The organism is Vibrio campbellii CAIM 519 = NBRC 15631 = ATCC 25920 (genome assembly GCF_002163755.1).
In the GTDB taxonomy this organism is placed as follows: domain Bacteria; phylum Pseudomonadota; class Gammaproteobacteria; order Enterobacterales; family Vibrionaceae; genus Vibrio; species Vibrio campbellii.
On record NZ_CP015863.1, the window covers coordinates 297,762 to 322,762 of the forward strand.

Here is a 25,001-nt window from a genome sequence, read left to right on the forward strand (position 1 = left end):
TTTTAGCTCCATTTATTTAGTGGATTATTGTTTTGAGGAGTTGGGATTCTGGGGGACGCTTCTACTCTGACGTCTAACAACCATTTGGCAGGAATAAACTTTTTCGCTTGGTTGGGCTGGGTAAAAAGGGGCCAAGTCAGCTTGTAGACTGATTTCCAACCAGGAATAAAGAGGTAGCCTTCTACACCTTTGTTATCAGCAGGCCTTAGCTGTGTCAGATCAGATGCTTCAACCAATAGCTGCTTTGACCGAATGCCGATGTGATTAGCATTATCGTAGTTGGGCACTTCAACAGTCTGTTCACTCAACATCTGCGCGGTAAAAACAGCATCATCACCTGCGGTACCAAGACGTAATGTAATTACGTTTGACAGTAAGTTCAGTATGGCGTTGGTTTCGTCTTCCCCGTAAATATCTCGGATTTGTGAAAGCGATTGAGTACAGATAACTGAACGTCCACCATAAACTCGTGATAGCTCCAGCCACTTCTTGACACTCGGGTTTGGAGGCAAGTTGGCAAACTCATCAATAAATAACCAAGTTGGTCTGTAAAAACTATTACTGCTCGATAAATACTTCTTGGTCATAAAAGAAATCACTGTATTGCACAGAGGTTTGCCCACAGCTTCATATTCACTGTTGGCTTGAATTATGATCACACGTTTGCTCGTGCCGCTTTTAACCCACTGACTCAAGCTGAACGATTCTTTGCTGCTCTTTCTCCAAGCCAAGCTTAAGTACTTTAGCCAATTTAAGTGTGTGATGAGGTGGACGTAGAAACCTTGAGTTGTTTTTGAGTTTTTCTGAATTAGGCTCTGCACGGTTGGATAGTAGGGTTCCATCCGAAGTAATGCATGCTCAGGGCTGAGTTGGAGTAACTCGTATAAATCGTGCCATTCCCAGTTACCTTTGCAACCATAGATTAGTGACACAATCATCCCTGTCAGGATTATTCTAGCCCCATCGTTCCAGATTTGTTCCTTTGTATCACTGTAAGGAATTAAACACTGGGCTAGTAGTTCTGCGTCTTGTTCTGAACTTACGTCTTTAGATATGTCCCATAAGGCACTGCGAGCATCCCATGGGGCAAGCAATATAGTATTGAATGAGTGGTAAAAACCTTGAGTGTATTCACCTTTCTCATCGTAAATAACCGCATAGTCGTTACGATCAATTGCTTGCTTAATCATGGGTTTTAAGATGGTCGACTTACCCGCACCAGTTGTTCCGAGTATGCAGAAGTTGTTTTGCTCCCTGGCGGTAGAAATCGGAAGTTTAGGGTGAACCTTTATACCAATCGTGGAGTTGGAAATTTTTAGTTCCCTCTTTTGCATCTTATTCGCATGTGTTGTGGCTTTTTTCCCTGAGCACAGCTCAGGGCCTGACACAAATTCCAACTCGTTCGAGAATTTTCGGTGTTTGAAGCATACCTTTGTGACAAAAAAGGCCAGGATGATCGAGGAAAAAAGAGGCATATAAAGGTGTAGGTAGAAGTCAGTTTGCCAGTTGAAGCTAGCTACTCTTTCATTGAACCAATACCAGCGATCCAATGAAACCTTTGGTGTTAGATGACCGAGCGCAGAGAATAATGCAAGTGCATCTTGGGAAATCGAACCCCAACCTTTGGGTGAAAACCATGACCAAGAAAAGGTAAGTATCAAAGTGAAAAACACAGTTGCGAAGAAGAAATACAATGCAGAGAACTGAATCAAGTAAGTAATGCGTTTTTTAATCATAATGCTCTCGCTTTGAGTCGCGCTTGGTATGCTTTTTTAGCAAGGTCTCTTTGACGATCATCTATCCCTGCCACGGCAGAGACCATTTCAAATAGTCGATCCAATAGACGAATCTCTAAGGCATTTAGTTGAATCTGTATGTTCTTTTGTTCTTTGCTTTCTTCCCACAAGTGGCGGAAATATTCAGAAGGATTTAGTCCACTTCTTTCAATGTCCTCTTCTACAACAGCTGTGTCGTTCGCAGAAAAGCGAACAGAAAATGTTTTTGATTTTGCTTGAATTCGATAGTTTCTAGCCATGATTGTCAGTCCTTTTCAGTCAACAATGTATACACGTTGATTTTGCTATATATTTTTTGAGTCGGGGTGTATGTTGTAAACAGTGTTGATGGTTGGTTAACCTCATGATAAGTATGAGGTTAACGGAAGTTTATGGGGTGTCCAATTGCTCATTTAGGAGCGATTGGGTCTGTGTCATCGAGTACGAAGTAGGCCAAAGCGTTCTTCAGTTTTTGCAATGTGCATAGCAATTGCTATCAAACTTAGTTCTTCGGCTGCGCTAAAACCTCCTTGCTCAAACTCAGTGACGTTTAGGTGGAGGATTGATATCAACTTTTCGAAGTTGATTTTTTCAATACCGAAGTGCTTGCAGTAGTTTTTCGCTTGGCTGCTAACATATGCTTTGTAGATTTTTCGTTCGATAGGGGCTAGTGACATTGCGGTGGAGTGTTGACCACTCTTTTTTCTATGCTTATTTAGCATGTATCGCAGAACAATATGCTCGCCAAGGCAAATGAAATTGACTTTATGAGAATCAGATATTTGGTTGTCTAATCTCCATGCTTCATAGTCGTTTAGTACCATATAAATCATGTTTTGAGAGTCACTATCAGATTTAATCCCAAATTGCTGATACATGGAGGTCGTAATATCATCTATGTCGCTAGTGGTAAGTGCGAAACCTAGTATAGGTACCTTGGTAGCCTTGCTAGGCTTCTGTTGTGTGCAGTATTCGATAAGATACTTCATTATTCATTTCCTATTTGTTGGTTTCTTCAAGGCTTGATAGCCAGGTTTCGATGGTTTCATGACGCCACCCCAAAATGCGGTTTCCTGCATATAAAGGTCGAGGTAAAAGGCCCTCATTGATCCATCTGTATATTGTTGATACATGCCTGTTCGTTAGGTACGCTACATCTGTTGGTTTTTGCATATGCTGTCTGTACATATGTTTTTTCTCCTTCCTGTTTTAAGGTTTGTAGTCAGGATAGTGATATGCGATTTTTCAATCTAACCAACGATTACCGTCAATCTTTGGTTTGACTTTTTGTTGTTTTTGTGAGTGAGATTTTGGCTTCTATCAAACGTGAAATAAACCAGTTCAGGACAGCACTCTGGTGTAGGTATGTGTTTTTCGAACTAGATATAGATGGCCCAAATAGTTTGGGAGTCAGCTCTCTCAGGAGCACAATGAAAGGTGAAGATGGTCCTGAAGCTTTAGTTTCGAAAATTGAGAGCTCTCTTGGTAGTAAAAAAGCAAAGAAAGTGTGCCGAGAAGTGTTTTTGGAATCAGATGTTAAGTGGAAACGATACGCTAATGGCTCTCATGGCATTCAAGGAAACTATGTATTAAATCAGCTAGATATTATCGTTCAGGGAAGTCGAAGTTTTTTTGAGGTTGGCCCATTTTACCTTTTTGAAATGCTGCTTTCTAAAAGTGTTACTGATGGGTGGGACAGTCTTCGCAAAGCATTTTGTGCCTATGCAGATAGTCTTTATGAGAATAGGTATAAGAAGTTTTTTAGCGGAGAAGATGTCGCCCTAAGTGACAATTACTTTATCGAAAGAGATTTTACTTCTGAAATTGACACCTTGCTTCTTGAAAAATTTTTCAATGGAGGATGGGAGAAGCAGTATCCTCGTTTAGACACAATTCTACCGGATATTAGTGATGATGCTTATTTTCATGTGAAAGATCCCCATAACTTGATGGTGGTGTCTCTTAACTTGGTAGTTATGTGTTTTATAGCGATGTACTCGACTGAACCTAATCGCTATTCTGATTTAGGTAAACTACTATTCTCCGAACTACATTGCGGTTTAATTTTTCAGATGGAGGAGCACTATAGAGTGCCAAAAGATATATGGTTTAAAGTAGAGTTATTCAGAAAGGCTGCGCGAGCAACAACAAAATCACCTAATCTCTTACCCGACAACATTCAATTTATTGATGAGGTATTGAAACAATCGTAACTTACTGACATTAGAAATCTAAAAGTAAATCTTCAGTTTGCTTATTAGTTTTTGATGAGCTTCTTTCCTTTCTTGAAAGTAATCATAAACATCATATGCCCCTTTGCTTCCAGGGACTTTATGGTTCAAGCAACGTTCGCAAATGTGGTCCGATACTCCAATTACGGATAGGTGTGCGCGAAAAGTTCTACGTAAATCGTGCACTGTAAAATGCGGAATTGTAAGCTTCTCATCTTTGAATAGTTTACTTATCGCTGCATTCAAGGTATCTGGGGATATATGTGCAAATCGTTTTGATCTTCTTCGGTTAGGGAATACATATTCTGAACCGCAACTTCGCCATTTAAGTTGTTCTAAGATATCAACTAAGTAAGCGTCAAGAGGGTAAGCTATAGGTTCGCTCGTTTTAGAGCGTTCTTCAGGAAGAAACCAAATGCCTTTTGATAAATCAAACTCTGACCATTTCGCTTGAAGAAGTTCATTCTTCCTGACTCCTAAGCAGATTAATAAAACACAGGCCTGATAATTATCCAATACAAATTGGTCTTGGTATTCTCTTGCAGTTGAAAAAAAGACATTTACTTCCTCTTCGCTAAGCCACCTTTTTCTGGATTTTTCGATCAACCCAAGTTTGCTTGGTTTGATTGATAAAGCTACGTTGTAATCTATCAGGCCAAGAGTTTCCGCATGATCAATAATTTGTTTGCAGTAGTTCAATGCATCTGCTGCGATTGTTGGTCTTCCGCTATCTCTTATCTTACGAACTAATGCCACAACATCAGGCTTCTTCAGATTTTGAATATTAATTTTGCCAATTGAGGGAGAAATGTCTTTTTCGTATACACGCTTAGGTATTTGTGGATGTTTAAGGCGTTTTGTGAGCTCGGAAATCCAGTCTTTGGCAATCTCATCAATTGATTCCATCGAGCCTAAACTAGATCTCTCTCGCTCTTCAATAGGGTCTAACCCAGCTCTAATTTGCAATCGATAGGTAGCTGCTAGATCCGTTATGTTAGCTAGAGAGACTTGATCTGCCATCATGCCATATGGACCGATGTCGAAAAGTCTTCGTTTCTTATTAAAGGTATATCGGAGGACCCAGGATGCAGTGCCACTATTTGAAATTCGAAGGTAAACACCTTTCCCTCCCTTTTCCACTCTGAGAAGGCCAGGTTTTCCTTGGCTGATTAAACTCCGAATCTGCTTATCGTTCATAAAAGTGGTTACAAGCTGCAATCGTCATACTGCCTAGTATAATATTTGTCGCCATTTTTGTAACCACTTCTGTGCGATTTAGTGCGTCTTGATGCTACGCGATGAGAACTTTATATTGTTTATATTTAATAAAAACAATAGCTTGTAGTCTATGGTGATAGGCTGTGTGTCTCTATTCAATGTTCTGGATCTGTTCACGCATTTGCTCAATCAGAACTTTCAGTTCAACACCTGATGCAGTGATGTCTGTGCTGATCGATTTTGACGCTAGCGTGTTCGACTCACGGTTGAACTCTTGCATCATGAAATCTAGACGACGGCCTACTGCGCCACCTTTCTTCAGGATGTTTGTGGTTTCTTTTACGTGAGAATCAAGACGGTCTAGCTCTTCCGCTACGTCTGATTTTTGTGCCAGAAGGATCAGCTCTTGCTCAACGCGAGATGGGTCTAGCTCAACTTTTGCATCTTCAAATTTTGAGAACAGACGCTCACGTTGCCACTCTAGGATTTCTGGCATGCGTGCGCGTACTTTCACAACTTCTGATGTGATCGCTTCTAGGCGTTGCTCGATAAGCGCTTTCATGTTGTCGCCTTCACGACCACGCGCGTCGATGAACTCGCTGATTGCTTCGTCAAAAGCAGCAAGCAGTTCTTTGTTTACCTCATCCATGTTCTGCTCTGGCGTTTCCATCACACCTGGCCATTGCATTACTTGGAATGGGTTGATGCGGCTTAGCTCACCAGTCATGTGCATCACTTGCTCAGCGGCTTTGATCACTTGGTTCGCCAGTGCTTCATTGATGCTTAGCTCCGCTTTTGCTGCTGGGTTCGCTTCAAAACGCAGGCTACATTCTACTTTGCCGCGTGCCAGGCGCTTACGAAAACGCTCACGCAGTACTGGCTCAAGAGCACGGAACTGCTCTGGCATACGGAAGTAAGTTTCTAGGTAGCGTTGGTTTACACTGCGGATTTCCCACACTGCGCTACCCCAATCGCCTTTCACTTCTTTACGCGCGTACGCTGTCATACTGTAAATCATTGAATTTTCCTGTCTTCTAATTTGCTGAAAATTACCCCGCAATAGTAGCACAGTCAGATGGCAGTGGCTTTGCTATTCTGAGTCGAGATTGTCCAGATAGCTTTATTTAATCGATTCCGTTATAATCTGCGCCCAACCAAATCGTCTTCTCCTCATTACTTAAGGTAGATGCCCATGCGCCCAAACGATCGCAAGGCGGATCAAGTTCGCCCAATCAAAATTACTCGTAACTACACAGCTTACGCTGAAGGCTCAGTGTTAGTTGAATTTGGTAACACCAAAGTGTTGTGTAATGCGACCGTTGAAGAATCTGTGCCTCGTTGGCTAAAAGGTCAAGGTAAAGGCTGGGTAACGGCTGAATACGGCATGCTACCTCGTGCAACTCACTCGCGTACGCGTCGTGAAGCTGCGAACGGTAAGCAAGGCGGTCGTACTATGGAAATCCAACGCTTGATCGCACGTAGCCTACGCGCTGTGGTTGATCTACAAGCGATGGGTGAGTTCATGATCACAGTTGACTGTGATGTTATCCAGGCAGACGGTGGCACCCGCACTGCATCTATCAGCGGCGCAAGCGTTGCAATGGCAGATGCGTTCCAACACCTAGTGGATAGCGGCAAGCTAAAAGCAAACCCAATGAAAGGCCACGTAGCGGCAGTTTCTGTTGGTTTGCTAGGTGATGATGTTCTGTGTGACCTTGAGTACGTTGAAGATTCAGCGGCAGACACAGACATGAACGTTGTGATGACAGAAGAAGGCAAGATGATTGAAATTCAGGGCACCGCAGAAGGTGAACCGTTCAGTCACGAACAGCTGATGGCTCTGTTAGAGTCGGCGAAAATCGGCATTACGGAAATTGTCGCAGCACAGAAGGCGGCGTTAGCCAATTGATTTAGATAGCTCCCATTATGGGGGCTATTTTTTTATCTCGACAATAGAGAAATGAATGATTGTCGAGAAGAGACACAAGAAACCAAGGACATAGAGAGAAAATAATGAAAGCATACCAGCGTGAATTTATTGAGTTTGCACTTGAGAAAGAAGTTCTTAAGTTTGGTGAGTTTACTTTGAAATCTGGCCGTAAAAGCCCGTACTTCTTTAACGCTGGTCTTTTCAATACTGGTCGTGACCTAGCGCGTCTTGGTCGTTTTTACGCAGCAGCGTTGGCGGATTCAGGCATTGAGTTTGATGTACTGTTTGGCCCTGCGTACAAGGGTATCCCAATCGCGACGACAACAGCAGTAGCGCTAGCGGATCACCACGACATCGACACGCCTTACTGCTTCAACCGTAAAGAAGCAAAAGACCACGGCGAAGGCGGTAACCTTGTAGGCTCGGCGCTTGAAGGTCGTATCATGCTAGTAGATGACGTAATCACAGCAGGTACCGCGATTCGCGAATCAATGGAAATCATCCAAGCAAACGGTGCGGACCTAGCTGGTGTGTTAGTTGCGATTGACCGCCAAGAAAAAGGCAAAGGTGAGCTATCTGCGATTCAAGAAGTGGAGCGTGACTTTGGTTGTGCAATCATCTCAATCGTTAGCCTGACAGACCTTGTGACTTTCCTTGAAGAGAAAGGTACAGACAAAGAGCACCTAGAAGCAGTAAAAGCGTACCGCGCGGAATACGGCATTTAATTGTTCTTTCATCATTAAAGAAAAAGGGGCTGGTGGATATCCATAAGCCCCTTTCTTTTATCTTTATCACTTACTTGTAGCGAATGCCTTTTGGCGCAGTTTCATCAGCCATGGTCTTGTAGCGTTTGTGCAGCCACATCCACTGCTCTGGTGCGCGCAGAATCACTTCTTCCACAAAGGTGTTCATGTAAGCCGCTGCTGCAACTTCGTCTTTTTTCGGATAGTCAGCTTCAATACACTTATCAGCGATGATTTCATATTTGCCATCTTCATTACGAAAGCCAGAACCCGGGATAATCGAACACTTAGACGTGTAAGCCAGAATGCTGGTGCCAGTTGTAGTACAAGCATCTTCAACCGCGAAGAAAGGCACAAATACGGACTTGTTACGACCGTAATCGTGGTCTGGTAAGTAGAACAAACGCTCACCGCTACGTAGAACGCGAATCATATGTTTAACGTCTTTACGATCAATCAGCTTGTTGCCGTTGTGTGTTCGACCCCAGTACTGAATGAAGTTGTACGCAGGGTTGTTGTGCGGACGAAATGCGCCGTAACCCGCCACGCCAAGCACTGCAAAGGCACGCGCCGTGATTTCAAGATTAAGTGCGTGCACGCAGCACAGCAGTACGCCTTTGCCTTCTGCATTTCTCTCACGCAGCGCGCCTAGGTCTTTCTCGACAATCAGAGTTTTGAAACGCCACGTTGGCCAGAACCAAGTTATACCGGTTTCGATCAGCGCCATACCGGTGTTCTTGAAGTTTTCTTCAACGATGTCTTGGATCTCTTCAGGCGTTTTATCTGGGAAAGCCAACTCAAGGTTACGTGTCGCAACATGGACACGACCTTTGCCGTAACGCATACCAAGGTGACCAAGTATGCGACCTAACGATAGCAGCATGCGATATGGAAGGATATTGACCACGATAGCCAAAAAGCCAAAGCCGAGCCAAACGTCCCAGTTACGAGGGTGGAGAAGGGAAAGAGAAAACTCCGGCTTAGTGAATTTGTCTTTACTCATAATCTCTACTTAATTTGTGCGCTAAGAAGTGCCCAATACTCGTCAAAGTTCGCGGTTGGTTGGTATTTGAAATCACTACGAACAAAGCGGTTCAAGCTGCCTTCAACTTGTCCTAGGATTTGAGCCGCCAAAATGCGCTCCTCCACTGGGAACGATTTGCCTTCACGGATCTTACGTTCGCGCAGGATCTGACGAAGCTGTGTTTCGATGCGTTCAAACAGTTGGTTGATGCGATCGCGTAGGCGCTCATTTTCAAACATTAGAGCATGACCAGAAAGAATGCGTGTCAAACCTGGGTTACGTTCTGAGAATGCCAGAATAAGGTGCATTACCATACGAATGCGCTCTAGCGTGTCTTTCTCATCATCCAAAATACGGTTGATGCGAGTCATGAGTGCTTCTTCGATGAACTCAATCAAGCCTTCAAACATGCGAGCTTTACTTGGGAAGTGGCGGTAAAGTGCCGCTTCTGAAACACCGACCTGTTTCGCCAATTTTGCCGTAGTAATGCGTGAAGCACCTTCTGTAGATTCAAGCATCTGCGCGAGCGCTTGCAAGATTTCTTCACGACGATTGGATTTTTTACTGCCGGCCATTTAGTTACTTCCTTTCAAAATACAAAGTTGAGCGGAGGGGATTATAAGACGCTCTTTGGCATCAAACTAGACCAGTGAGGAGGTAATGGGAGCTTTAACACCCTCACTTGTCATGTTTGTACCAAATTTGTGCCAGTTTTCTATGAAAAGCGAATGGCAATTACACCAATTCGTGCATTTTTTCCAAAATTCTGAAACTTAGCGCTTCTTTGGATTCTAGTGCCAACGCCTGCTCGCCTTCTGACCAGAATAAAGTGATGGCGTTGTCGTTACTGTTAAAACCTTGGCCTTCAACAGAAACATCGTTCGCACAAATCATATCGAGGTTTTTCTTTACCAGTTTGCCGCGAGCGTAGGTTTCTACGTCATTGGTCTCTGCTGCAAAACCAACTGTGAATGGACGTTGCTCTGTCATATTGGCGACGGTCGCTACGATATCAGGATTCTTGACCATGTTTATGGTCATCTGATCGTTGTTTTCCGTCTTTTTCAACTTTTGAGACGCCACGTTTTCTGGACGGTAATCTGCTACGGCGGCGCAGCTAATGAAAGCATCGTGGCTAGGCGCGTGAGCCATTACTGCATCATGCATCTCTTGTGCACTTGCAACATTGATACGTTCAACACCTGCTGGTGTATTCAAGCTGACAGGCCCACTGATAAGCGTTACTTTTGCACCCAATTGCGCTGCTGCGTTTGCCAGTGCAAAGCCCATCTTTCCTGAGCTGTGGTTAGAAATGTAACGCACTGGGTCAATCGCTTCACGAGTTGGACCTGCGGTGATCAGTACCGATTTTCCTGCCAACAGTTTCGGTTGGAAGAACTGCTCACAAAGGTGCACTAATTGCATTGGCTCTAGCATTCGACCTGGGCCAACATCGCCACATGCTTGCTCACCGGCCGCAGGGCCCCAAATGTGCATACCACGGCGTGCCAGTGTCGCGATGTTTTCTTGAGTTGCGACATTGCGGTACATCTGTTGATTCATTGCCGGAGATACCGCTACTGGTGAATCTGTCGCAAGCACTAACGTGGTGAGCAAATCATTACCCATGCCTGCCGACATACGTGCAATCAAATCTGCAGTTGCAGGAGCAAGAAGAACCAAATCTGCCCATTTTGCCAGTTCAATGTGACCCATCGACGCTTCTGCTGCTGGGTCTAACAAGCTGTCCGACACCGGACGCCCAGAGACTGCCTGCATGGTTAAGGGAGTAATGAACTCCTTCGCCGCTTTGGTCATCACTACTTGAACTTGCGCGCCTCTTTCTATTAGGCGACGGGTTAGTTCCGCACATTTATACGCGGCAATACCGCCACTGATGCCGAGTAGAATTTTCTTTCCTGCTAGTGTTTGCATGTGAGATCTCCAATTTTTCTGGCGACGAGTTTAGCACATCTGAACCTCTCATCGCCTAAGCAAATCTGATGAGAAGCTAATCCATATCAAACTACAGAATATTAATCTTTTCAGACAAAACTGGAGCGGGCAGTATTGCGTGCAATACTGCCAGTCTGTATGGAGAGTTGGTGGTTCAGTGTCGAGTAAGAAAGGTAGGAAGGCGTTGTAGAAGGTGGTTGTTGATAAATTTCATTATTACAGCAAATACAAAGATGGAACGAAAAAAGCGAAAGTCAGGTTCGACTTTCGCTTTTTATTTTGTGCAATAGACGCTCACTTATAGAGAGAGCCGCCTAATGACACTGAAAACCTTGCCTAACGAGTCCATGCCAAGAGAGAAATTGCTGCAACGCGGTCCGCAAGCGCTATCGGATGCGGAGTTACTTGCAATTTTCCTACGTACAGGCACGCAAGGCATGAACGTAATAGAGCTTTCTGACTTTCTTATTCAAGACTTTGGATCACTGCGCCAGCTGTTCTCTGCCTCAGAGAAAGAGTTTTGCAAGCATAAAGGGTTAGGGCAAGCGAAATACGTGCAGTTACAAGCTGTTTTGGAAATGACGCAACGCTATTTAGCCGAGACATTAAAACGTGGTGACGCGTTAACCAGCCCAGAACAAACCAAACTTTATCTTTCCTCTATATTAAGAGACCGTCAAAGAGAGGCTTTTTACATTCTTTTCTTAGATAACCAACATCGGGTGATAAAAGATGAGATTTTATTCGAAGGAACACTCGATGCAGCATCGGTTTATCCGAGAGAAGTCGTCAAACGCGCCTTGCACCACAACGCCGCTGCATTGATTTTGGCTCACAACCACCCATCAGGTGTGGCGGAACCTAGCCAAGCAGATAGAAGGATTACCCGGCGTTTAATCGACGCTTTAGCGCTGGTGGATATTGGAATTTTGGACCATTTCGTTATCGGAGATGGGGAAAGCGTCTCTTTTGCCGACAGAGGTTGGATATAACTGTGCGTTTTTTAGGTTGTTAGTTGCTAAAAATCTGCTATCATCCTCGCCACTAAATTTTTAACTGAATTCAGCTTGGACTGCTAGAAAAAACCTGCTGTCTAAAAAAAGATCACGAAAACCTGTAAAAAGGATCTGTTCGGGTCTTGAGCAATGCATATCAAGTTAGTATAATGCGCGACCTTTGATAGCCTTGTATGGATTTTCCATAGCGGTTCTTAACCTCTAACTTCTTTCCAAGAAATAGAGAGGTTCGGCCACCAAGGTTGATATCGAGCTGAAACGATTTTGGAGAAGACATTCATGTCACGAGTATGCCAAGTAACTGGTAAGCGTCCAGTAACGGGTAACAACCGTTCACACGCACGAAATGCTACTAAGCGTCGTTTTCTGCCGAACCTACAAACTCATCGTTTCTGGGTAGAGAGCGAAAAACGTTTTGTTAAACTACGCCTATCTGCAAAAGGTATGCGTATCATCGACAAGAAGGGTATTGATACTGTTCTTGCTGATATGCGTGCACGTGGCGAAAACGTTTAAGAGGAAATAGGCAATGGCAAAGAAAGGCGTTCGTGAGAAAATCCGTCTAGTATCTTCAGCAGGTACAGGCCACTTCTACACAACTGATAAGAACAAGCGTAACATGCCAGGCAAATTTGAGATCAAGAAATTTGATCCAGTTGTACGCCAGCACGTTATGTACAAAGAAGCTAAAATCAAATAATTGGTTTTATCTCTTTGATGATTTGAAAAACCCAGCTTTCGAGCTGGGTTTTTTATTATTTGCTGTAGTTATAGGAGTAAAGTAAGTATGTATTTAGGGTTACAAGCCTTGAAGTTTGTTGCATTAATTATCTTAGCGGTGATGTTTAGTGCCGCACTGGGTTATGAAATAAAAGCGGACTGTCTTATCTTAATGTCGATTACGATTGCTTTTCTTAAAGCTCATCGTATTGGTCACTGGGTATATGCCTTGTTAGCTGTGACTGCGACTTTCTATATTCCTGTTTCTTGGAATTATGGTCACCCTAATTTGACCATCATTTCTTCATTGATTGAGACCAATCCTTCAGAAGCGCTTGAGTTCTCAAATGATTTGGAGCTTAAAACGTTGGCAGTCGCGGTACTTTTCGCTGCAGCGTCCTTTTACCTGTTCAAATGGGTACCACAACTTAAAGGTCGTAAAACATCAGTTTTCTGTCTGATCTTGTTTTCGTTCTTACTCTTAGATAAGCCTATCCGCACTATTAAAGACCGTAATGTTAATAGCGACTACACGCATGCATTATTCTCTTACATGCGTTACCCACCGGTCCGATTTATCTTTGATTGGTTTGATTCGTACAACATGTACCATCAATACAATGCAGAGATCATGGCTCAACGTGAAATCCCAGCCTCTTGGCAAATTACTAAAACACCTAGTGAGGCTAAGAACACCATTTTTGTGATTGGTGAAAGCGTGCGAAAAGACTACATGAACGCGTATGGTCTGCCGATGGAAAACACGCCGTTTATGTCTACGGCCAAAGGGCAACTTTGGACAAACTTTTTGTCCCCAGGTCCGAACACTTTCACTTCGGTAATGCGCTACGTCACAATGAATGATGGCCTTGATATTGAGCTGAATAATAACATCAACACCTTAGCGCAAATGGCTGGTGTGGAAACCTATTGGATTTCTAACCAAGGTCGAATGGGAGTATTCGATACCGGGATCAGCTCAATTGCCAACTACGCTGAGCATGTTTCCTTTACGCGTAGCGGTAGCTTTAACGACTCGAACGTTTATGACAGCACGCTGCTGCCAAGCATTCAAAAAGCGCTGTCGAGTGACGATAAATCAAAATTGATTGTGATCCACTTAATTGGCTCACACCCAGGTTTCTGTGATCGTGTGGAAGGTGATGTTGAGTTTGACTTCAATGGCAGCAAGATCTCTTGTTACATTGAGTCGATTAAGCAAACAGACACAATGCTAGAGAAAATTACCCAACTTGCTGAGAAGCAGTCGCTGCCATACAACTTGATTTATGTTTCCGATCACGGACTTGGGCATCGCAATCGTGGTGAAAACTTGCGTCATGACCCATCGGTAAAACAATCCTACGAAGTGCCTTTATTTGTCATTGGTTCGGACTTCAATGAACGAAAAGTAGTTGATTATCAACGTAATGGCTTCACAATGATCAAAGCAATCTCTGAATTGATGGGCGTCTCCAGTCAGAGGTTGGATGCGTTACCTTCTTTCTTCTCTTCACATGCGGATGTACCGGAAGTGAATAATGGAGAAGGTAAATTGGTTCCGCTAAGTACGTTAAAAGATGATCCGATTCAATCATAGTTTAATGTAGATTCTCTCAATAGCAGCAGCTTGGTTAAGCTGCTGCTGATTTACGCGATGAGGTGAATTATGTCTAAAAAGGTGCACCGTCGCCGTCGTTGGAACAATATTCTAATCTTAGGCATCATCATATTCATGGTGATCCTTAATGCGCCAACTTGGATCAAAACCTACCTTATCGATGAACAAGTGGATTTGTATCCAAACTTGTTACGCTCAGATCATGATGTCAGTGCCATTTACTATGCTGGTTGGGAATTAGACAAGCAAAATGGCCAGTGGCAATCGAATATCAAGGCCCATATCCCCGTACAAGAAATCATAACTCGCTGGCAATCATTAGAGGGAACTGAGCTTACCTCTGAACAATATGAGCAGTTAAAGCCGCATCTTTCTTCTCCTGAGAGCATTGAAGTTTGGTATCAAGGGTTGGAAGAACCACAGCGAATCACTTTTTACCGCCTTGATGATTTTTGGCTATTTAAAAATTGGCAAGACAAGTGGATCGCGATTTCTGTTGATGGTAACTACATCATGCCTAAGTAAAAGTTGCGTAATAACCTTTCGCTGAAACTGTGTTTGTCATGCTGCTTTTCTATTATGCTAAGCGCTCACTAATGTTGTTTCTGACGCTGTTAAGGAGAGTCAAATGCCTGAATTACCAGAAGTTGAAGTAAGCCGAATGGGTATCAGCCCTCATATGATTGGGCAGACGATCAAGGCATTTGTTTTTCGCACTCCGAAGCTACGTTGGGATATTCCTCAAGAGCTTAAGCTTTTGGAAGGGCAGGTTATTCGTAATATTCGTCGTCGCGCCAAGTACTTATTGATTGATACTGACCAAGGAACTGCGATTGTTCACTTAGGCATGTCGGGTTCACTGCGAGTGCTTGATGCAGATTTTCCTCCAGCAAAGCACGATCATGTGGATCTCAAACTGAGCAATGGCAAAGTGTTGCGCTACAACGATCCACGTCGTTTTGGCGCATGGCTGTGGAGCGCACCTAATGAGCCACATGCCGTTTTAGGTCATATGGGAGCAGAACCTTTGACTGAAAAGTTCAACGCGGGCTACGTCACAGAGAAAGCCAAAGGTAAGCGTGTTGCGGTTAAGCAGTTCATCATGGACAACAAAATCGTCGTCGGAGTCGGAAATATCTACGCCAACGAATCATTGTTTAAATCACGTATTCATCCCACTCGCCCTGCAGGAAAACTAACCAAGAAAGAGTGGCAATTGTTGGTAGAGAACATCAAAGCTACGCTAGAGATCGCCATCCAGCAAGGCGGAACCACACTGAAAGATTTTGCTCAAGCGGATGGAAAGCCGGGGTACTTTGCTCAAGAACTTCAAGTTTATGGTAAAGCAGGCGAACCTTGTCCAGAGTGTGGTACGATTATTGAAACCCTAAAAATTGGGCAAAGAAATACTTTCCTTTGCCCTTTGTGTCAGCATTAACCCTCTTGAGATATAGAGCCAATGAGCAGTTTTCTAGATCACGTATTTATTATTCATGTTAGTGAAGGCTACGAAGAACGTAGACAACATATTGATAAGCATCTTCCTGAGAGGGGGATTACCTGCTTTGAATATATGCTGCGCGGTGATATCAAAGATCTAACGCCAGAAGTGAAAGCGAAGTATTTCAAAGGAAATGATAACTTACCTGAACTGTCTTGCGCGTATAAACATATATTGGTTTATGAGGAAATCGTTAAAAGGAACATAGAAGCCGCTCTTGTCCTAGAGGACGATGCTTTTCTTGCAAGTGATGCTGTAGGTCAATTAAAGCTTGTAGAACGAGAAATGCGTGATGAAGTCAATTTTATTGTCAATATCGAGCACAGTAATCGTTCCGTTCCTTTGAAAATCAAAGAAAAAGGGAAATTGTGTTATTTAGCCTCTCACACGAAACGAACTGGTGGTTACATTATACATCTTGACGTTGCTAAAAAGTTTGTAAAATTCTTTGAGGAAAATAGAACGGGTATGCCTAGTGATGTATTCCAAACTAAGATGCGAGATGTTTTAGAATACAATACATTTTGGATGGATCCTCCTGTGGTTTATCAAGGAAGTAAGAATGGCACGTTTGACAGTGATTTAAGCTCCAGAAAGCAAAGTACTTTTACCTCTATAACCTCTTTTTTTAGAGATGCCTACCAACGCTATGTCGTGACAAACTTGAGTAAAAAGCGCTTAGCCAGCTTTGAAAACGTTAAAAAATACTGAGTAAAACGAATGAAAGTGATATACCCAGGAACATTTGACCCAGTTACCAATGGTCACTTAAATCTTATCGAGCGTACCCATGAAATGTTCGATGAAGTCGTTATCGGAGTCGCAGCAAGCCCTTCAAAGAATACGATGTTCACATTGGAAGAACGCGTTGCTTTGATGGAAGAGGTAGTAGCGCATTTACCTGGTGTAACAGTGAAAGGCTTTTCTGGGTTACTGGTGGATTTTGCTCGTCAAGAGCAGGCTAAAGTATTGATTCGTGGGTTAAGAACGACGGTCGATTTTGAGTATGAGTTTGGTTTGACCAACATGTATCGCAAGTTATTACCTGGGATTGAGAGTGTATTTTTGACCCCTGAAGAAGAGTTTGCTTTTTTATCGTCGACCATCGTACGTGAGGTTGCCATCCATGGTGGCAGTATTGAGCAATTTGTTCCTGTGGAAGTGGCTAAGGCTATCGAGAAGAAAGTAAATGAAAGGCAGTAAGTTTCCTTATTATTTCTCAAACGCTCTTTCGATGCTGATCCCTCGTTTTGTATATCGAGCGCAAGCAAAGCGTTTACTTTTGACTCTTAATGGAGCGGAGAAGCAGCACTGTCTTGAGCGAGTGAATTATTACAACAAGTGTGAACAGTTGTTTTCGGTCGATAGCCAAGAGCAGAGTTACGCAGAGATTGGTGAGTTCAAAAAAACAAAAGGCTGGACTTATTTTTTCGATACGCGCCAAGTTGTACGCTATTTCCCATCTGAGTTTACGTTTAACTATATCAACGGCGATGTGACGTACATTCCTAATGTGCCGAGCTTTATTAAAAGTCGCCCTATCTGTGGTAACAATCAGAATTCTGTCGTTTTAAAGCTGAATCAAATTCGTCATTTCAAATTTGTGGATGACGAAATGAGCTACCGAGATAAGAAAGACATGGTGGCGTGGCGAGGCGTCGGTTTTCAGCCGCACCGTTGCAAGGTAATACAAGCGTTCTATGACCACCCCCGTTGCAATATTGGTCAGACTCGACCGCAAGAGGGACAGCCTTGGGAAAAAGGCTTTATGAGTATTGAGGAGCAGCTTCAATACAAGTTCTTGCTGTGTATTGAAGGGAATGATGTCGCAACCAACCTGAAGTGGGCAATGTCCTCGAACTCATTGGTTATTATGTCGAAGCCTAAGTACGAAACATGGTTTATGGAAGGTAAGTTAGAAGCTGGTGTCCACTATGTCGAAGTGAAGGATGATTATTCGGATTTGCCTGAAAAGATGGACTATTACTTAGCGAACGAGCAAGAAGCATTAGCGATCATTGAGAATGCGCACCAATGGGTTGAGCAGTTTAAAGATAAACGTAAAGAGCGTTTGATCTCATTGATGGTTGCCGATAAGTACTTCACCTTATCTCAACAACAATAAAAAAGGGGCGAAACGCCCCTTTCATATTTTTTTAAGCTCCTAAAGCTTTTACGCTTCTAGAAATTGGTCAACACCATTTTCGCAACGCTTAAGTTTGTTTTTAATGGTGTTATCTAAGATCTCATCGTTTTGACCCAATGACGCACGAGAGTTTTCTACGTGATATAAGTGGTAGCCCACTCCGGCGAATTTTAGGTAAAGACGTGACTTGTTTGAGTTAAGCATGCGATGAACAAATTCACTGTCTTCACGTCCCCAGCCGACAAAATCTTGGTTGAAGCCATTCACCTCGATAACATCTTGTCGCCAAAACGCCATATTACAGCCGCGAGTCGCCTTATCGTTGTTGCGTTCATATGAGAACCAGTTCGATAGCAGCGAGTTTGTGATGCAGTTCTTGCGGTTGCGGATCCCTTTGCTAAATACAGAAGGAACCAATCCGTTTTCCATAATTTCACGGCTGCACGCTTCGTCAGTCAGAACTCTACCGCCTTGAACAAACCAATTTGGCTTTGCCACGCGTTTGTGGGACTCAATAAAGGTTTGTGACAATACCATGTCGCCATCTATCATGATTAGGTAATCGCCTGATGCTTTAGCGATTGCACGGTTTCGACTCATAGAAAGCTGGAAGCCATTGTCTTCATGCCAACTGTGTACCAGTGGAACCGGGAAACCTTCGCGCATTTGGTCAATCATTGCTTTGGTATCTTCACGAGAACCATCATCTGCCACAATAACTTCATCAGGCAAAACGGTTTGGCGCTTTACACTTTCTAACACGGATTTTAAAGCTTCTTTCCAGTTATAAGTGGTAATAATTAAAGTCGTTTTCATTGTTTTTTCGCCTGTTCGCGTAAGTATAAGTCGATGTATTTAACGAAGGTAGAATGCATGCTTAACCACGCAAGGATAAAGCCATGCTTACCATCAAGAAAACCACGCTTAAGAATGTACATCTTCAAAAAGCTGGCTAATGCATGGATGATTGCCGTGCTGAGACCAGTTTTTTTCCTGCCTTCTCGCTCGTCTGTCCAAGCTTTGAGGTAACCTGTGGTTTTGTAGATGTAATGATGGAGGTGTTCGTACGTATAGTGGTGTAATCTGCCATCCAGTTTCTTGATTGCAAAGCCTTTATCTTCGACTTTTTCATGCACTAAAGCATCATTGTAGTGGGTATAACTGGTGCGGTAGAGGCGAACGATCCAATCTGGTGACCATCCTGAGTGATAGATAAACTTACCAAACGCGGCACTCAGACGATTCACTTTGTACAGTGTGTTTGGCTCGTCATTCTCAACGGCTTTTAAAATGCTTTCTTTCAGCTCTGGCGTGACTTGTTCATCGGCATCCAACCAAAGCACATAATCTGCGGTTACGTATTGCTGAGCAAGTTGGCGCTGTTTGCCAAATCCTGGCCACTCCAAGTTGGTGTAAAACTTGTCGGTATATTGTCTGGCGATTTCTTCAGTGCGATCAGTACTGCCTGAATCAAGAAGGACAATCTCATCAGCCCAATCTTTCACTGTGTCTAGACAAGCTTGTAGGTGCTTCTCTTCATTTTTCACGATTAAGGCAACGGCTAAAGTGGGTTTAGACAAGTTGGTTTCCTTCTTAAGTAATCTTATATAGGGCGAGTTTACTGATATTGGGGATACAAATCTTCTACGACTTGATCAAACATAACCATGACACGATCACTCGTGATACGGTTCATCGCTTTGTCATCTTTTGCTCGCGTTCGCCAGCTTAGCTCTTGGCTGGTTTTTCCTGTCTCTGCAAAAATGGTCTCTTCATACACTGAAACGGCGTATTTCAAATAGTTATAAGGACCAACACGGACAGGGTTATGGTGAGCATACAAGCCAATAATTGGAGTTTGCATCGCACTTGCCATGTGAGCAGGACCAGTATCTGGTGCAATCACCATCTCAACCTTATCAATCAGTGCCAGCATTTGCATGATGGAGCTTTCTCCAACCAAGTTTAAGCAAGGCTCTGTAAGTAAAGATTGAATGCGTTCAGCTAAGTCGACTTCCACTTTCGCTGGGCTACCCGCTAAGATCACATTCCAGCCTTTCTCGCGAGCGTGATTGATAACATCAACATACCCTTCTGCATTCCAGTTCTTATAAGCTTTGCTTGCCCCCGGGACCAACAATAGATTCGGCTTATCAGCTTGGCGCTGAGTTTTCGAGATCTTAGTTTCTGCCCAGATAGCATCTTGCTCTGAGTACGACAATGACCAAGTAAGTTCTGACTGAGGCACACCAATTTGATGGGCAAACGCCATTAAACCATCCGCAACATGCAAAGAGCTTGGTGAAGGAACTTTGACATTGGTGAACAAAGTTTGAAAGTCTTGGCTACGGTCAGAAGAGAACCCAAGTTTGTACTTCGCTTTAATACCTAGCGTCGCCACGCTCGCTCGAATGGCATATTGCATATGAAGCAAAGCATCGAACTTGCGTCCTTTGAGCTGCTTCCACAATGACTTATAACCATCAAGACCTGCTTTTTTGTCAAAAACAATCACCTCAACACCATCTATCGCTTGCAGCAATTGAGCTTCAAGCTTGCCAGTAATCCAAGTGATATGGGTATCAGGCCATTGTTTTTGAATCGCTTGAACCGTCGCGATGGTATTACAAACGTCGCCGATGGCGGATAAACGCAATATACAGAGTGAAGAAGGGGCAGAAGTGAACATAGTTATTGTCTGATAAGATAAATAGATGCAGGTAAATTATGCAGACATCCCCAATAAATGTAAAATACACCGCTTCTATAATGAGTACTGACGAGCCCCTCTTAATGTCAAAGACAAAACAACACCAATCATTGAACTCAGGTAAACCTGGAAACACGGGTTTGACGCGCGTCATCAAAGCAGCTGGATATTCTGCAAAAGGGCTGAAAGCGGCGTTTAAACATGAAGCCGCCATCAGGCAAGAATTAGCCATGCTGGTACTTGCGATTGCATTGGTGTGTGTATTTGATTTAAGTGTTGTAGAACGCATTCTCATGTTAGGCGTTGTAGTGTTAGTGTTTATCGTTGAACTGATTAACTCTGCCATTGAAGCCGTTGTTGATAGAATTGGTGTCGAGCATCATGAACTGAGTGGACGAGCAAAAGACATTGGCTCAGCCGCAGTGATGGTTGCGCTATTTTTTGCTGGCTTTACATGGCTGTATATTCTTATCAGCCACTACTTTTAATAAAACCTAACGGCAATTTTCGACATGACTCAGAGTTATCAACAAGGCAATAGCATGGTGTGGTTTGATGATGAAATCATCACTGACCCAAGCCAAGCGTTGTTTGATGCCCAATATTGGCAAGAGCAAGATAAAGTGGTTGGTAGTGCAACAGGTAGAGGGACAACCTGGTTTGTTCAGCTTGAAAACATGCAGGCGGCTCTACGTCATTATCGTCGTGGGGGACTGTTTGGAAAGATCGTTAAGGATCACTATTGGTTTACTGGGTGGGAACAAACTCGTAGTGCTCAGGAGTTAAATCTTTTGCAGATTTTGATAGATGCCGGCGTTAATGTTCCTCGCCCGATTGCCGCGCGAGCAGTTAAAACAGGTTTGACTTACCAAGCGGATCTGCTCAGCGAAAGAATCCCAAATGCCAGAGATTTGGTCAGTATTTTGCAAGAAAAACCATTACCGGAAGTGATGTACCAGAAGATTGGGCAAGAAATTGCCAAGATGCATAACGTTAATGTGAACCATACTGACTTAAATATTCATAACATCTTAATTGATGACCAAGACAAGGTCTGGATTATCGACTTTGATAAGTGTTGTCAGCAAGTGGATGGTGATTGGAAGCAAAGCAACCTAGACAGATTGAAGCGTTCTTTTGAGAAAGAGTCTAGTAAAGTGAGGATGGCTTGGCAGATACAAGATTTTTACTTTTTATGTAGAGGTTACAAGTTGTAAATATCAATTAGTTTCGTGTTCAATAAGACTGAAATTCTTAAGTAAATATCATGCTCTCCTAGTGGGTTTGATTTAGCGTGCATATATAAATTTCTAATATTTATTGCTATAAAATTAAGTTTAAAGCACTGATTAAAGTCTATCAGTTTTTATATAACTGAAAAGCAACCGATACTATCTCTTCGCAGGAGATTATGGGGCCTTTATTTGGGAAACTTGATTATAATGTTTAGCAATAAGCGTCCATAACTTAGACCGTTAATGTTATTAGTAAAGCAGTTGCAATTCGTAGATTAATTTTTAGAGCTATTGTCAAATTTAGTGTATGGAGATCATGCAGTGGCCTGTTGATGAGTCTCCATTTCTTTCACCCCATCGATGAAGCGAACATCTTTCACTACATCAGCCAGGAGTGCAAAACCTCGTAGACGACGCCACTTCGTCTCTGCACTGCGCATTAACTTGTAGGCCATCATCAACGTCGTCTTTCTGTTTCCACAGTTCTTCGTCTTGTTCGTGCGTAAACGTACTGTGGCGAACATCGATTCTATTGGGTTGGTTGTCCTGATATGAACCCAGTGCTCTGCAGGGTAATCGTAGAACGCCAGCATTTCAGCTTTATCTTTCACTAAGCAGCCGGTTGCCTTAGGATACTTGGCTTCAAAGCGTTTCTGGAAGGTAGAGAAGGCGTGATAAGCATCATCTCTAGTTTCTGCCATCCAGATATCTTGCAGTGCTTCCTTCATTCGTGGTTGTACTCTTTTGGGTACCTTGTTAAGCACATTCGCTGTCTTATGTACCCAACACCGTTGTTGGGCGGTTTGAGGCCAGCACTTAGCAACCGCTTTCCAGAAGCCAAGCGCGCCATCTCCGATGGCGAGCTTCGGTGCTAACTGTAATCCCTGCGCTCGTAGCTGCTCAATGAGTTCCGTCCAACTTGCTTCTGACTCTCGATGGCCATCCAGAACGGCAAGGACTTCTTTGCGTCCAGTGTCATCGACACCAATGATGACGAGTAAGCAGATCTTATCGTCCATCCTAACGTGACAGTAAACACCGTCAGCCCAAACGTAAACATAGCGACGCCTACCGAGGTCACGCTTACGCCACTGTTCATACTCAGCATACCAGCGCTCTTTGAGACGACAGATGCTGTTGGCTGACAGGCTTTTCGCATCCTTACCAAGCAGAGACTCCAGAGCAGGCAGCATATCGCCCGTAGATATTCCCTTGAGATAGAGTAACGGGAGCAGTGCTGCAACGCTCTTTGTTCGCTTGAGATAGGGTGGTATCAAGTTGCTATTAAATTTGACGCCATGCCCTGAGCGATCTCGTACCTTAGGAATTTGCACTTCGACATCACCGACACCGGTTTGCAAGGTGCGTTCAGGTAAGAAACCGTTGCGAACAATGGCTTTCTTGCCGTCAACCATTACATTCTGATGTTGGGCTAGTAGCTGTTGAAGCTCAGCTTCAACAGCTTGTGCAATCAAATCTCTAGCCCCTTGACGTATCAGTTCAGTAAGTGGGTCTTGTGGTGTATTCAGTGAAACAACAGTACTATCAGTCATGCGGTGTACCTTTCTGTTAATCGTTCTGGCGAGAACTACATCAACAGATTACACCGCAACTTCCTTTCTCTTCCATACACCAGAAATCAGCATAGCTCTAATTTTTAAAGTAAAATAAGATAGATAAAAATTCTAATATAAATCATCTAATTTCTTTTAAATAATGTTTTGTATACTTTGATTCTATTTTTCGTGTTATAATTTTTGGTTTATTTATGATTTTTTCATTTACATAGCCCCTACCTTTTTTAAATGAATACCCCTGAATTTGAAAGCCTGGGTTTATCATATGACTTGCCATTTTGATGCACCCAAGTTTATTGTCGATTGGCTTTAAGTTACTTTCGATTAGTGATATTAATTCTTGTTGAGAGTTTGGATTGTAAGTAATGTTTAAATGACGGTAGAAACAATTTCCTAACAATATGGATGGCTTATTCCAATAAGTGGCTTCTATACCGATGCTACTGCCAAAAGTGATGACAGAGTCACAACTAAACATAAGATTGTAAGTAGAGATCTTACTTTCTGGTGGAATTACAACAAAGTTTTTATTTTTTAAAGAAGCTAGTTTTTTCAAATAAGAAGATTGAGTACCATAAAGGTTTGGGTGAACTCTAAGATAAAAAACAATATTATTATTCTTTGCATAATTTGATATGAATTTTAAACCATCATATTGGTTATTAAATAACTTGTTTTCTTCCCAACTTCCTCCAATAGCCATAAACTCATCCTCTGAACTATTGAATATCACGATATTTTTTTTGTGAGGGTCCCAACCGTTAGGAAGTAATGTTTTGTCTTGTTGTCTAGTATAAGATTCTTCATTACTGAATAATGACTTTGCCCTATTGTTGAAGAAAGATTTTGCTCTTTTTTTAGTCTCTTTGTACCCCAGCCTTTCAAATAGACTTTCGATCAATAGTCCGTTGTAAGTAATGTCATGTGGCATCGAATTTTCAAAAAGCATTGCATTTTCTTTGTTGAAATTAAGCTCAATAACGGTAATTGGGATGTTGTTATTGATTGCCAAATCAAAAAAACTACGATAAGTATTTAAGCGAGAGTTAAATAATACAAATCTATCAAATGAGGATGATTGTTGTAAGTTTATGGTTGAATCAGCTAACTTACAAGCTGTGGTGAGATACCCATCTATAATTCTCTTAGTCTTGTAATTATCGTAATCAATATCAACGCTACGAGTCAAAGATGCATAGGTAGACAAGGCTGAGTAACCAACACATGTACCTCGATATTTAATCGCTTTAAGTTCCTCAGTGGAGTTATATGTAAACTCATAATCCCCTCTTGCAAGGGTTTCTTTATGTTTGTAAGTGCCGATTAGATGAGATAAAGCTTCACGAGTTCGTCGCTTACAAGCTCGACAGGTTGATGGAAGTCCGAGAGGGTTATACAAACAGCTATCATTGGATCCGGAACAAGTTAATATCGTGATGTCATGACCTTGTCGAATCAAGTCGTTAGTATAGCAGATTGTTACTTCCATGTTGGGGCTATGAGTACCAATGGGGAGTTGGACCAAGATTTTATCAGTCATTTTAAGTCTCGAATAATACCAATATCAGTAAACGGTTTGTTGGTGCAGTTAGATTTGA

Annotated in this window: 28 protein-coding genes; 14 read left to right on the forward strand and 14 right to left on the reverse strand. The window is 42.8% G+C overall.

The features are described from left to right. Positions 1-2 precede the first annotated feature (2 nt). From A8140_RS01455 to A8140_RS25955, 4 genes are all read right to left on the reverse strand, one after another. Positions 3-1,736 carry a type IV secretion system DNA-binding domain-containing protein gene (locus tag A8140_RS01455; protein WP_005535300.1) on the reverse strand — a complete coding sequence of 578 codons (1,734 nt, stop codon included), beginning with the start codon at positions 1,734-1,736 and terminating at the stop codon, positions 3-5. Next, complete coding sequence (locus A8140_RS01460; protein ID WP_005535302.1) at positions 1,733-2,035, reverse strand: hypothetical protein; 303 nt, start codon at positions 2,033-2,035, stop codon at positions 1,733-1,735. Before A8140_RS01460 ends, A8140_RS01455 begins: the two co-directional genes overlap by 4 nt. A 174-nt stretch (positions 2,036-2,209) precedes the next feature. Further along, entirely contained in the window at positions 2,210-2,764 is a 555-nt protein-coding gene (locus tag A8140_RS01465; RefSeq protein WP_005535303.1) for a hypothetical protein, read from the reverse strand. A 10-nt stretch (positions 2,765-2,774) separates the two neighbouring features. Further along, complete coding sequence (locus A8140_RS25955) at positions 2,775-2,963, reverse strand: helix-turn-helix transcriptional regulator (RefSeq protein ID WP_005535306.1); 189 nt, start codon at positions 2,961-2,963, stop codon at positions 2,775-2,777. A 242-nt stretch (positions 2,964-3,205) separates the two neighbouring features. Here A8140_RS25955 and A8140_RS01475 point away from each other — a divergent pair, with 242 nt between their 5' ends. Next, positions 3,206-3,988 (forward strand): hypothetical protein, encoded by a 783-nt coding sequence (locus A8140_RS01475; RefSeq protein ID WP_005535308.1) that lies wholly within the window; start codon positions 3,206-3,208, stop codon positions 3,986-3,988. Between the two features lie 18 nt (positions 3,989-4,006). Here the strand turns inward: A8140_RS01475 and A8140_RS01480 are convergent, their stop codons facing one another. Continuing rightward, complete coding sequence (locus A8140_RS01480; protein WP_033000553.1) at positions 4,007-5,203, reverse strand: tyrosine-type recombinase/integrase; 1,197 nt, start codon at positions 5,201-5,203, stop codon at positions 4,007-4,009. 172 nt (positions 5,204-5,375) lie between these two features. Next, positions 5,376-6,242, reverse strand: coding sequence for a YicC/YloC family endoribonuclease (locus A8140_RS01485; protein ID WP_005535311.1), 867 nt, complete (start codon positions 6,240-6,242; stop codon positions 5,376-5,378). Between the two features lie 174 nt (positions 6,243-6,416). Here A8140_RS01485 and rph point away from each other — a divergent pair, with 174 nt between their 5' ends. Both rph and pyrE read left to right on the forward strand, forming a co-directional pair. After that, positions 6,417-7,133, forward strand: a complete 717-nt coding sequence (rph, locus tag A8140_RS01490; RefSeq protein WP_005535312.1) for a ribonuclease PH — start codon at positions 6,417-6,419, stop codon at positions 7,131-7,133. A 104-nt stretch (positions 7,134-7,237) separates the two neighbouring features. Beyond that, on the forward strand, positions 7,238-7,879 hold the full coding sequence (gene pyrE / locus A8140_RS01495; RefSeq protein WP_005379384.1) for an orotate phosphoribosyltransferase: 642 nt from the start codon (positions 7,238-7,240) through the stop codon (positions 7,877-7,879). A 70-nt stretch (positions 7,880-7,949) separates the two neighbouring features. On the opposite strand, the gene A8140_RS01500 is transcribed toward pyrE, so the two are convergent. The 3 genes from A8140_RS01500 to coaBC all read right to left on the reverse strand — a co-directional run bounded on the left by A8140_RS01500 (position 7,950) and on the right by coaBC (position 10,856). Beyond that, positions 7,950-8,900 carry a Kdo(2)-lipid IV(A) acyltransferase gene (locus A8140_RS01500; RefSeq protein WP_005535314.1) on the reverse strand — a complete coding sequence of 317 codons (951 nt, stop codon included), beginning with the start codon at positions 8,898-8,900 and terminating at the stop codon, positions 7,950-7,952. A gap of 5 nt (positions 8,901-8,905) precedes the next feature. Then, the gene (slmA, locus tag A8140_RS01505; RefSeq protein WP_005434407.1) at positions 8,906-9,496 is read right to left on the reverse strand and encodes a nucleoid occlusion factor SlmA; all 591 of its coding nucleotides are present in this window, start codon (positions 9,494-9,496) and stop codon (positions 8,906-8,908) included. Positions 9,497-9,656: 160 nt separating this feature from the next. Continuing rightward, positions 9,657-10,856, reverse strand: coding sequence for a bifunctional phosphopantothenoylcysteine decarboxylase/phosphopantothenate--cysteine ligase CoaBC (gene coaBC / locus A8140_RS01510; RefSeq protein WP_005535316.1), 1,200 nt, complete (start codon positions 10,854-10,856; stop codon positions 9,657-9,659). A gap of 338 nt (positions 10,857-11,194) precedes the next feature. Between coaBC and radC the strand changes: the two genes are divergently transcribed. The 9 genes from radC to A8140_RS01555 all read left to right on the forward strand — a co-directional run bounded on the left by radC (position 11,195) and on the right by A8140_RS01555 (position 17,860). Further along, complete coding sequence (radC, locus tag A8140_RS01515) at positions 11,195-11,869, forward strand: RadC family protein (RefSeq protein ID WP_005535320.1); 675 nt, start codon at positions 11,195-11,197, stop codon at positions 11,867-11,869. Between the two features lie 303 nt (positions 11,870-12,172). Next, positions 12,173-12,409, forward strand: coding sequence for a 50S ribosomal protein L28 (gene rpmB, locus A8140_RS01520; RefSeq protein WP_005384783.1), 237 nt, complete (start codon positions 12,173-12,175; stop codon positions 12,407-12,409). Between the two features lie 13 nt (positions 12,410-12,422). Next, positions 12,423-12,593, forward strand: a complete 171-nt coding sequence (gene rpmG, locus A8140_RS01525; RefSeq protein ID WP_004410866.1) for a 50S ribosomal protein L33 — start codon at positions 12,423-12,425, stop codon at positions 12,591-12,593. An 87-nt stretch (positions 12,594-12,680) separates the two neighbouring features. Beyond that, positions 12,681-14,213 carry a phosphoethanolamine transferase gene (locus A8140_RS01530; protein WP_005535592.1) on the forward strand — a complete coding sequence of 511 codons (1,533 nt, stop codon included), beginning with the start codon at positions 12,681-12,683 and terminating at the stop codon, positions 14,211-14,213. 69 nt (positions 14,214-14,282) lie between these two features. Continuing rightward, positions 14,283-14,759: a hypothetical protein gene (locus A8140_RS01535; protein ID WP_005535593.1), complete on the forward strand. Its 477-nt coding sequence runs from the start codon at positions 14,283-14,285 to the stop codon at positions 14,757-14,759. 103 nt (positions 14,760-14,862) lie between these two features. Continuing rightward, positions 14,863-15,672 (forward strand): bifunctional DNA-formamidopyrimidine glycosylase/DNA-(apurinic or apyrimidinic site) lyase, encoded by an 810-nt coding sequence (gene mutM / locus A8140_RS01540; RefSeq protein ID WP_005535594.1) that lies wholly within the window; start codon positions 14,863-14,865, stop codon positions 15,670-15,672. Between the two features lie 21 nt (positions 15,673-15,693). Next, positions 15,694-16,446 (forward strand): glycosyltransferase family 25 protein, encoded by a 753-nt coding sequence (locus A8140_RS01545; RefSeq protein ID WP_005535595.1) that lies wholly within the window; start codon positions 15,694-15,696, stop codon positions 16,444-16,446. A 9-nt stretch (positions 16,447-16,455) separates the two neighbouring features. Then, positions 16,456-16,938, forward strand: a complete 483-nt coding sequence (coaD, locus tag A8140_RS01550) for a pantetheine-phosphate adenylyltransferase (protein WP_005535596.1) — start codon at positions 16,456-16,458, stop codon at positions 16,936-16,938. Further along, on the forward strand, positions 16,925-17,860 hold the full coding sequence (locus A8140_RS01555) for a glycosyl transferase family 90 (protein ID WP_005535597.1): 936 nt from the start codon (positions 16,925-16,927) through the stop codon (positions 17,858-17,860). Before coaD ends, A8140_RS01555 begins: the two co-directional genes overlap by 14 nt. 48 nt (positions 17,861-17,908) lie before the next feature. Here A8140_RS01555 and A8140_RS01560 read toward each other — a convergent pair whose 3' ends face one another. Genes A8140_RS01560 through A8140_RS01570 form a run of 3 tightly spaced genes read right to left on the reverse strand, consistent with a single transcriptional unit; the run spans position 17,909 to position 20,570 of the window. Continuing rightward, positions 17,909-18,697: a glycosyltransferase family 2 protein gene (locus tag A8140_RS01560; RefSeq protein ID WP_005535598.1), complete on the reverse strand. Its 789-nt coding sequence runs from the start codon at positions 18,695-18,697 to the stop codon at positions 17,909-17,911. After that, on the reverse strand, positions 18,694-19,461 hold the full coding sequence (locus A8140_RS01565) for a glycosyltransferase family 2 protein (RefSeq protein WP_005535599.1): 768 nt from the start codon (positions 19,459-19,461) through the stop codon (positions 18,694-18,696). The genes A8140_RS01560 and A8140_RS01565 overlap by 4 nt, the downstream gene beginning before the upstream one ends. A 38-nt stretch (positions 19,462-19,499) precedes the next feature. Beyond that, positions 19,500-20,570, reverse strand: a complete 1,071-nt coding sequence (locus A8140_RS01570) for a glycosyltransferase family 9 protein (protein WP_005535600.1) — start codon at positions 20,568-20,570, stop codon at positions 19,500-19,502. A gap of 104 nt (positions 20,571-20,674) precedes the next feature. Between A8140_RS01570 and A8140_RS01575 the strand changes: the two genes are divergently transcribed. Continuing rightward, the gene (locus A8140_RS01575; RefSeq protein WP_005449346.1) at positions 20,675-21,079 is read left to right on the forward strand and encodes a diacylglycerol kinase; all 405 of its coding nucleotides are present in this window, start codon (positions 20,675-20,677) and stop codon (positions 21,077-21,079) included. 24 nt (positions 21,080-21,103) lie between these two features. Further along, positions 21,104-21,808, forward strand: a complete 705-nt coding sequence (locus A8140_RS01580) for a 3-deoxy-D-manno-octulosonic acid kinase (protein WP_033000584.1) — start codon at positions 21,104-21,106, stop codon at positions 21,806-21,808. A 332-nt stretch (positions 21,809-22,140) separates the two neighbouring features. Here the strand turns inward: A8140_RS01580 and A8140_RS01585 are convergent, their stop codons facing one another. Continuing rightward, on the reverse strand, positions 22,141-23,379 hold the full coding sequence (locus tag A8140_RS01585; protein ID WP_005535602.1) for an IS256 family transposase: 1,239 nt from the start codon (positions 23,377-23,379) through the stop codon (positions 22,141-22,143). 142 nt (positions 23,380-23,521) lie between these two features. Further along, positions 23,522-24,943, reverse strand: coding sequence for a hypothetical protein (locus tag A8140_RS25035; RefSeq protein WP_038862838.1), 1,422 nt, complete (start codon positions 24,941-24,943; stop codon positions 23,522-23,524). Positions 24,944-25,001: the final 58 nt, after the last annotated feature.

Bases quoted from the DNA above. Each gene is read 5' to 3' on its own strand.
- A8140_RS01460 (WP_005535302.1), bottom strand. From the start codon at position 2,035: ATGGCTAGAAACTATCGAATTCAAGCAAAATCAAAAACATTTTCTGTT.
- A8140_RS25035 (WP_038862838.1), bottom strand. From the start codon at position 24,943: ATGACTGATAAAATCTTGGTCCAACTCCCCATTGGTACTCATAGCCCC.
- A8140_RS01585 (WP_005535602.1), bottom strand. From the start codon at position 23,379: ATGACTGATAGTACTGTTGTTTCACTGAATACACCACAAGACCCACTT.
- coaD (WP_005535596.1), top strand. From the start codon at position 16,456: ATGAAAGTGATATACCCAGGAACATTTGACCCAGTTACCAATGGTCAC.
- mutM (WP_005535594.1), top strand. From the start codon at position 14,863: ATGCCTGAATTACCAGAAGTTGAAGTAAGCCGAATGGGTATCAGCCCT.
- A8140_RS25955 (WP_005535306.1), bottom strand. From the start codon at position 2,963: ATGTACAGACAGCATATGCAAAAACCAACAGATGTAGCGTACCTAACG.
- A8140_RS01575 (WP_005449346.1), top strand. From the start codon at position 20,675: ATGTCAAAGACAAAACAACACCAATCATTGAACTCAGGTAAACCTGGA.
- pyrE (WP_005379384.1), top strand. From the start codon at position 7,238: ATGAAAGCATACCAGCGTGAATTTATTGAGTTTGCACTTGAGAAAGAA.
- A8140_RS01480 (WP_033000553.1), bottom strand. From the start codon at position 5,203: ATGAACGATAAGCAGATTCGGAGTTTAATCAGCCAAGGAAAACCTGGC.
- rpmG (WP_004410866.1), top strand. From the start codon at position 12,423: ATGGCAAAGAAAGGCGTTCGTGAGAAAATCCGTCTAGTATCTTCAGCA.
- A8140_RS01475 (WP_005535308.1), top strand. From the start codon at position 3,206: ATGAAAGGTGAAGATGGTCCTGAAGCTTTAGTTTCGAAAATTGAGAGC.
- A8140_RS01455 (WP_005535300.1), bottom strand. From the start codon at position 1,736: ATGATTAAAAAACGCATTACTTACTTGATTCAGTTCTCTGCATTGTAT.
- radC (WP_005535320.1), top strand. From the start codon at position 11,195: ATGACACTGAAAACCTTGCCTAACGAGTCCATGCCAAGAGAGAAATTG.
- coaBC (WP_005535316.1), bottom strand. From the start codon at position 10,856: ATGCAAACACTAGCAGGAAAGAAAATTCTACTCGGCATCAGTGGCGGT.
- A8140_RS01500 (WP_005535314.1), bottom strand. From the start codon at position 8,900: ATGAGTAAAGACAAATTCACTAAGCCGGAGTTTTCTCTTTCCCTTCTC.
- A8140_RS01485 (WP_005535311.1), bottom strand. From the start codon at position 6,242: ATGATTTACAGTATGACAGCGTACGCGCGTAAAGAAGTGAAAGGCGAT.
- A8140_RS01580 (WP_033000584.1), top strand. From the start codon at position 21,104: ATGACTCAGAGTTATCAACAAGGCAATAGCATGGTGTGGTTTGATGAT.
- A8140_RS01545 (WP_005535595.1), top strand. From the start codon at position 15,694: ATGAGCAGTTTTCTAGATCACGTATTTATTATTCATGTTAGTGAAGGC.
- A8140_RS01530 (WP_005535592.1), top strand. From the start codon at position 12,681: ATGTATTTAGGGTTACAAGCCTTGAAGTTTGTTGCATTAATTATCTTA.
- A8140_RS01570 (WP_005535600.1), bottom strand. From the start codon at position 20,570: ATGTTCACTTCTGCCCCTTCTTCACTCTGTATATTGCGTTTATCCGCC.
- rph (WP_005535312.1), top strand. From the start codon at position 6,417: ATGCGCCCAAACGATCGCAAGGCGGATCAAGTTCGCCCAATCAAAATT.
- A8140_RS01465 (WP_005535303.1), bottom strand. From the start codon at position 2,764: ATGAAGTATCTTATCGAATACTGCACACAACAGAAGCCTAGCAAGGCT.
- rpmB (WP_005384783.1), top strand. From the start codon at position 12,173: ATGTCACGAGTATGCCAAGTAACTGGTAAGCGTCCAGTAACGGGTAAC.
- slmA (WP_005434407.1), bottom strand. From the start codon at position 9,496: ATGGCCGGCAGTAAAAAATCCAATCGTCGTGAAGAAATCTTGCAAGCG.
- A8140_RS01535 (WP_005535593.1), top strand. From the start codon at position 14,283: ATGTCTAAAAAGGTGCACCGTCGCCGTCGTTGGAACAATATTCTAATC.
- A8140_RS01555 (WP_005535597.1), top strand. From the start codon at position 16,925: ATGAAAGGCAGTAAGTTTCCTTATTATTTCTCAAACGCTCTTTCGATG.
- A8140_RS01560 (WP_005535598.1), bottom strand. From the start codon at position 18,697: ATGAAAACGACTTTAATTATTACCACTTATAACTGGAAAGAAGCTTTA.